This window comes from Brevibacillus sp. MCWH, from assembly GCF_013096935.1.
GTDB classification, from domain to species: domain Bacteria; phylum Bacillota; class Bacilli; order Brevibacillales; family Brevibacillaceae; genus Brevibacillus; species Brevibacillus aydinogluensis.
The window spans coordinates 1-760 of sequence record NZ_SDLF01000072.1; the positions used below are offsets into that span (position 1 = coordinate 1).

1 protein-coding gene is annotated in these 760 nt (G+C 29.2%); it reads right to left on the minus strand.

Annotated elements, in window-relative coordinates; genetic code table 11:
* Positions 1–61: 61 nt before the first annotated feature.
* The coding region (locus ETC00_RS19400) for a hypothetical protein (RefSeq protein WP_171567693.1) at positions 62–760 on the minus strand (699 nt) is incomplete at its 5' end.

The window sequence follows — 760 nt, forward strand, 5'->3', positions numbered from 1 at the left end:
GCTTGTTGTCCTGCAATTTTAGCAACTAACAGATCAATCTTTTTATTTTCCATATATTTTATCACACTCCTTTCTCTGAGATGAAAGAACCTAGTCTGTATGTGTCTAAAACAGAAGGAGATACTAACATGTCTACAGTAAATTCAAACGATTTAGAGATTTTAACACCGTTTACACCTTTTTCAAAATTTTTCTTTAGCATGTTTTTCGCAAACTCAAATTTTAACATTTGCTTGCGAATAAAACATACTAACACTTGAACTACAACATGTGGTTCGATAATGACTAAAACTACTAAAACTAATAAATTTACTAAGTATGCATAAAAATTACTTACTTGTCTCATGACAACGATTAAATTCACAATAGATTTACTATAATCGTTGTTAAAGTAATATAATAAAGTGTTTACAAAAGGGGTTTTGAAAGCAACCCCTTTTGATACATTGTCTAACCCATTTAAGTAATTAGTAACAGTTTCTTTCAAAGATTTAATAAATATTTTTTTCTGTTGTTCATTCATACCATACATCTTTTCTCCCACTTTATAGCCCAACTTTAACTCTACTAAACTCTCAGGACCGATAAAGTAAGTGAAGAAGATTTCAAAAGTTTTGTTTAAAGTTTTACCTTTACAAGCCAATTCAATACCTGCTACGAATAGGCTTGTTAAAACATAATGACCGAGATGAGTATTTTTGAAAACTTTCATTAATATGTTAGGAACAACGTGTACTAAGATAGAAATTAGCAATAACTT